Here is a 5,654-nt window from a genome sequence, read left to right as displayed (position 1 = left end):
CCGGAGCGCACCGTCGTCAAGGTCCGCGAGCCGCGCAAGCCCAGCGAGCCGTCCGACGAGGTGCAGTCCATCAAGGGCTCGACCCGGCTGGAGGCCAAGAAGCAGCGCCGCCGGGAAGGCCGTGAGCAGGGGCGCCGGCGCGTCCCGATCATCACCGAGGCCGAGTTCCTCGCCCGCCGCGAGGCCGTCGAGCGCGTGATGGTGGTCCGCCAGCACGGCGACCGTACGCAGATCGGCGTCCTGGAGGACGGCGTGCTCGTCGAGCACTACGTCAACAAGGAGCAGTCGACCTCGTACGTCGGCAACGTCTACCTGGGCAAGGTCCAGAACGTGCTGCCGTCGATGGAGGCCGCCTTCATCGACATCGGCAAGGGCCGCAACGCCGTCCTGTACGCCGGCGAGGTCAACTTCGACGCGCTCGGCATGTCGGGCGGTCCGCGCCGCATCGAGTCCGCCCTGAAGTCCGGCCAGTCCGTCCTGGTGCAGGTCACCAAGGACCCGATCGGTCACAAGGGTGCCCGTCTGACCAGCCAGGTCTCCCTGCCGGGCCGCTATCTGGTGTACGTGCCCGAGGGCTCGATGACCGGCATCAGCCGCAAGCTGCCCGACACCGAGCGGGCCCGGCTGAAGACCATCCTCAAGAAGATCGTCCCCGAGGACGCGGGTGTCATCGTGCGCACCGCCGCCGAGGGCGCGAGCGAGGACGAGCTGCGCCGTGACGTCGAACGGCTCCAGGCGCAGTGGGAGGAGATCCAGAAGAAGGCCAAGAGCGGCAACGCCCCGACGCTGCTGTACGGCGAGCCGGACATGACCGTCCGGGTCGTCCGCGACATCTTCAACGAGGACTTCTCCAAGGTCATCGTCAGCGGCGACGAAGCCTGGCAGACCATCCACGGCTACGTCTCGCACGTCGCCCCGGACCTGGCCGGCCGGCTGTCGAAGTGGACGAGCGAGGTCGACGTCTTCGCCACCTACCGGATCGACGAGCAGCTCGCCAAGGCGCTGGACCGCAAGGTCTGGCTGCCCAGCGGCGGTTCGCTGGTGATCGACCGGACCGAGGCGATGGTCGTCATCGACGTCAACACCGGCAAGTTCACCGGCCAGGGCGGCAACCTGGAGGAGACGGTCACCAGGAACAACCTGGAGGCGGCCGAGGAGATCGTGCGCCAGCTGCGGCTGCGCGACCTCGGCGGCATCATCGTGATCGACTTCATCGACATGGTCCTGGAGTCCAACCGCGACCTGGTGCTGCGCCGCCTGCTGGAGTGCCTGGGCCGGGACCGTACGAAGCACCAGGTGGCCGAGGTCACCTCGCTGGGCCTGGTGCAGATGACCCGCAAGCGGGTCGGCCAGGGCCTGCTGGAGTCCTTCTCCGAGACCTGCGTCCACTGCAACGGCCGCGGTGTCATCGTCCACCTGGACCAGGCCACCGCCAACGGTGGCGGCGGCAAGCGCAAGAAGCGCGGCGGCCGGGGTGCGGGCGCGGCTCCTCCGCCTCTTCGTGGAGCGGGATGACCTCGGTGCGGTCGAAGCCCTCGGCACCGGCCAATTCGTCATCGCGCAACACCAGTCGACGCATCGTCTTCCCCCGCTCCCCGTCGGCTCTCCCCTTCACGTGCTCCACTCTCCGCCGCACACCAGGGCGCCGTCAGTCACGCAGGGTTCCGACCCGGGGTAGAGACAAGTACACCCCCGAACCGGGCGGAGGCGTCATAGTATGGGGATGGCCTGCGGCTTTACCGTTTGACGCATGCAACTCACGACGTGGCTGCAGCTGCTACTGGGCCGGCCGTTCCGCAGGGCGGGACACCGGACCGCGCTCCTCGCCGCCGGCCTGCCGCTCCACCTCTCCGTCATGCCACTGTGGCTCTGGCTGATCGGCACGATGGCGGCGTTGGTGCCGGCCGCGACTCCGCTGCCCGTGCTGCTCACACTCGTGGCGCTGCCCGTGCTGCTCACGCTCGTGGTGACACCCCTGCTGACCGTCGGGCAGCGGCGGCGCTACCGGGCGCTCGTCGGCAAGGATCTCCCGCGCCCCGCCGTACCCGGGCCGGGACACAGCTGGAAGTCGGCGGTGCGCCGGCTGGCCACGCGGGTCTTGTGGCGGCAGGTCTGCTACCACGCCGTGGCGGGTCCGCTGTTCGCCGTCCTGGACCTCGCCGTCCTCGCCGTCTGGGCCGCCGCCCTCGTGGCCGCCTCCATCTACGTGTGGATCTGGGCACTGCCTCCGCAGTGGCGGGTCACCGACCTCGGGTACACCACGCAGGCCGCGTACATCACCGTCGGCGGCCTCGCCCTGCTGTTCCTCGAACCCCGGCTGATCGGTGCTCTGGTGCGGCTGGAGACCCGGGCGGCCGAGGTCCTGCTCGGCCCCAGCCGCACGGAGAAGCTGGCCCGCCGGGTCGCCGACCTCGCCGAGAGCCGGGCCGGTGTGCTCGACGCCGCCGACGCCGAGCGTCGGCGGATCGAGCGCGACCTGCACGACGGCGCGCAGCAGCGCCTCGTTGCACTCGCCGTCAACCTGGGCCTGGCCCGGGCCACCCTCGGCGACCTGCCGGCGGATGCCCGCAAGGTGATCGACGAGGCGCACCGCGAGGCGAAGGAGGCGATCGCCGAACTGAACAACCTGGTGCGCGGCCTGCATCCGGCCGTCCTTGAGGACCGCGGCCTCGACGCCGCGCTGTCCGGGGTCGCAGCCCGCCTCCCGATCCCGGTGGGCGTGGCGGTGGACCTGCCGCAGCGCCCCTCGCCCACGGTCGAGGCCGTCGCGTACTTCGTGGTCTCCGAGGCCCTGACGAACGTGGTCAAACACGCCCAGGCGACCCGGGCGGACGTGACCGTGGGACAATCCGGGGAGAGACTGCTGGTGGTCGTCGCGGACGACGGGGCGGGTGGGGCGGATCTCGCGGTGGCCGGCGGTGGCACCGGGCTCGCCGGACTCGCCAAGCGCGTCGCGTCCGTCGACGGCACGTTCTCCTGCCGCAGCCCCGCTGGGGGCCCGACCGTCATCACCGTGGAGCTGCCGTGCGTGCCGTGATCGCCGAGGATTCCCTCTTGCTGCGCATCGGCGTGGTCAAGGTGCTGGAGGCGGGCGGCTTCGAGATGTGCGCGCAGGTCGCCGACGCAGAAGGGCTGCTGGCGGCCGTCGAGGAGCACCGTCCCGACATCGCCGTGGTCGACGTGCGCATGCCGCCCGGCTTCACCGACGAGGGAGTGCGCGCCGCGCTGGTGATTCGCCGCCAGTATCCGCGTACCGCCGTGCTCTTGCTGTCGCAGTACGTGGAGGAGCGGTACGCCGCCGATCTGCTCGCCACCAACACCTCGGGCGTCGGCTATCTGCTCAAGCAACGGGTCGCCGACGTCGAGGAGTTCGCCGAGGCGGTACGCCGGGTGGCGGCCGGCGGCACCGCGCTCGACCCGCAGGTCGTCGCACAGCTGCTGGTGCGCCGGCACAGTGATCCGCTCGACCGGCTGACACCGCGCGAGCGGGAGGTGCTGGAGCTGATGGCGGGCGGCCGGTCCAACTCCGGCATCGCCGCCGAGCTGGTCGTGAGCGAGAGCGCGGTCGCCAAGCACATCAACAGCATCTTCACCAAGCTCGATCTGCCCAAGGCCGACGCCGACCACCGCCGCGTCCTGGCGGTGCTGCGCTTCCTGGGCGTTGCGACCGCATAGTGCGCGATCACGCCCGCATGCCCAGTCGACAACGGGGTGCTGCGTGTCCGGTCCCGGGGCAAAGATCTGCGTCAGAGGCTCGGGCGCGCGGACCTGCTCCCCGTACCCGCGGGGGTTCCCTGTGAGAGCAAGGTGTTCCTTCTCCGCCTGGGGACCTGCCGGCGCATCGCCAACCGGAAGCAAACTGCCCGCCTGGAAGCGGGATCGGCCCCGACCCACGTCCTCCTCGATCCGGCTACGGGCCCGGGGTCCTGAGGCCCCGCCGCGCGCAAGCGTGGCGGGGCGTTGACGGGGACGCTACGCGGTCTTGCAGTAGGCGCCGATAGCGGCGTTGATCTGCTTGGCCTCGGCCGGGCTCACGGTGTGCGTGCCGTTGCTGAACCGGGCCTGCGCGACGTCGTCGACCTTGGGCGACTTGCCGTTGATGGCGGAGCACTGGTTACGAGTGTTGTCGATGGCCTTGTCGGGGTCGGCGACCAGGGCGGGGTTCACCTTGCGCAGTGCGGCCAGCAGGTCGGTTCGGGCCTGGCCGGTGGGCGCGGCCGGGATGCCGGCGGCGGCGAGCGGGTCGGACGCGGTGGGCGAGGCCTTGGGCGCGGTGGCCGAGGGGGACGGCGTCTTGGCGGGCTTGGTGCTGCTGTCGTCGCTGCTGCCACACGCGGTGAGCGTGGCGGCGAGGGCGAGGGCGGCGAACGTGGTCATGGTGGCGCGGTTCATGTGATCCCTGCGGTGTGCTGATGATTCGTGTGGTGTGACTCGCGAGGGGACCGGATGGTTGCACGCTGCATACGCATGTTGCGGGGGTGTGCCTGGGATTCTCCGTCAGGGCACCGCACCGGCGCGAGGCCGCTGTGGAGGAGGGAGGGGGCGGGTTCAGGCCGCCGGTCGGATCAGGCGGTGACCAGGGCGAGGCGGATCAGCGCCGCGGTCAGGGTCGCGGACGCCGAGAGGGTGTCCCGCATAGGGGATTGGATCGTCCGCATCTGCGCCGTCGGTCATGCGTAGCCAGGGCGGATCGCTGCCATCGTCGCGACGATCAACCGGTCTGTGCGCGGCGCCGGTTCGGGCGTGGGGGGCGGCGCCGTGGTGGCCGTGTTATGCCCGGGCAGGTGCAACGGTGCAGCAGTCGGATCACCGCGCCGCGGGCCGGCACGGGGCGGTCCACACGTCCGCGCGACCTGGGTCCATCCGTGATCGGTTCGGGCGTCGTCGCAGGCTGCGGCCTCGATGACGAAGCCGTGCTGCTCCAGGACCTTCACCGTGCCTTCGCGCGGGCAAGCGCGGCATCCGCCGCAGGCCGCAAGTGGCCCGCCAACTTCGACGTGGGCCCGGGGCGTTGCGACGCGAGCCGCGCCGTGCACGGCCCGCCACACCCGGGGACTGGCGGGCAGGCGGCGGCTCGCGCGCGTCTGCAGACCCGACGCGGGGCGCCCTTGGAAGGGGTACCGGTCAGTGCTGCCAGTAGTCGCGCTCGGGGAGTTCCACCCACAGGTCGGGTGGCCCGGTGAAGGGCCGCGGGTCGGCGGGGAAGAGGCCCGCGTGGGCGCAGCACTCGGCGATCGCGTGGGAGCCGTAGATGTACGCGGTGAGGACCTCCTCGGGAGGCATACCGGTGTACGGGCCGCCGCCGGGGTGCAGGTCCCAGCCCTCGACGACACCGTCGCGCACGAGGCTGCCCTGGTTGCCGCTCTTGGGGTTGGCGTACATGCCGTAGCAGACGGTACCGGCGGAGAGCAGGGCCTGTACGCCCGGCATCTGCGGCCCGTACCCCCAGGGCTGGGTGACGACGCAACCGCCCGGTACGGTCGTCACCCCGACGATGCGCAGGCTGTCGTCCGTGTCGGCGCCGTACGGGTCGTCCAGCAGCTCGGCGAGCAGCCCGGCGTCCGGCGGCACCGCGGCCAGGCGCCGTACGGCCTCCTGAGCGTCGATGCCGGCCACGCAGGCCAGTCCCGTGCCGTCGTAGTAGCCGATGCCGG

The 5,654-nt window shown here is 71.5% G+C and carries 4 protein-coding genes and 1 pseudogene; 3 read left to right on the top strand and 2 right to left on the bottom strand.

Going from position 1 to position 5,654, the window contains the following annotated elements:
* The 3 genes from H5J33_RS21530 to H5J33_RS21520 form a co-directional block, all read left to right on the top strand.
* Positions 1-1,515, top strand: a 1,515-nt coding sequence (locus H5J33_RS21530; protein WP_258565275.1) for an Rne/Rng family ribonuclease, incomplete at its 5' end; no start/stop codon positions are given.
* A gap of 235 nt (positions 1,516-1,750) precedes the next feature.
* Positions 1,751-3,037 (top strand): sensor histidine kinase, encoded by a 1,287-nt coding sequence (locus H5J33_RS21525; RefSeq protein WP_181796558.1) that lies wholly within the window; start codon positions 1,751-1,753, stop codon positions 3,035-3,037.
* Positions 3,025-3,675, top strand: coding sequence for a response regulator transcription factor (locus H5J33_RS21520; RefSeq protein ID WP_181796557.1), 651 nt, complete (start codon positions 3,025-3,027; stop codon positions 3,673-3,675). Before H5J33_RS21525 ends, H5J33_RS21520 begins: the two co-directional genes overlap by 13 nt.
* Positions 3,676-3,972: 297 nt before the next feature.
* On the opposite strand, the gene H5J33_RS21515 is transcribed toward H5J33_RS21520, so the two are convergent.
* Together H5J33_RS21515 and H5J33_RS21510 are read right to left on the bottom strand one after the other, a co-directional pair.
* Positions 3,973-4,392, bottom strand: a complete 420-nt coding sequence (locus tag H5J33_RS21515; protein ID WP_220212595.1) for a DUF732 domain-containing protein — start codon at positions 4,390-4,392, stop codon at positions 3,973-3,975.
* Between the two features lie 732 nt (positions 4,393-5,124).
* A pseudogene (locus H5J33_RS21510) lies at positions 5,125-5,654 on the bottom strand (ankyrin repeat domain-containing protein); the annotation flags it as partial.

Source organism: Streptomyces sp. WELS2 (assembly GCF_013870595.1).
GTDB lineage: Bacteria > Actinomycetota > Actinomycetes > Streptomycetales > Streptomycetaceae > Streptomyces.
The sequence above is the reverse complement of the archived record's forward strand: the minus strand, read 5'-3'. Positions and strand labels throughout refer to the sequence as shown.

What these genes read in the sequence shown, in the direction of transcription:
- H5J33_RS21525 (WP_181796558.1), top strand. Translation starts at nt 1,751, where the DNA reads ATGCAACTCACGACGTGGCTGCAGCTGCTACTGGGCCGGCCGTTCCGC.
- H5J33_RS21515 (WP_220212595.1), bottom strand. Translation starts at nt 4,392, where the DNA reads ATGAACCGCGCCACCATGACCACGTTCGCCGCCCTCGCCCTCGCCGCC.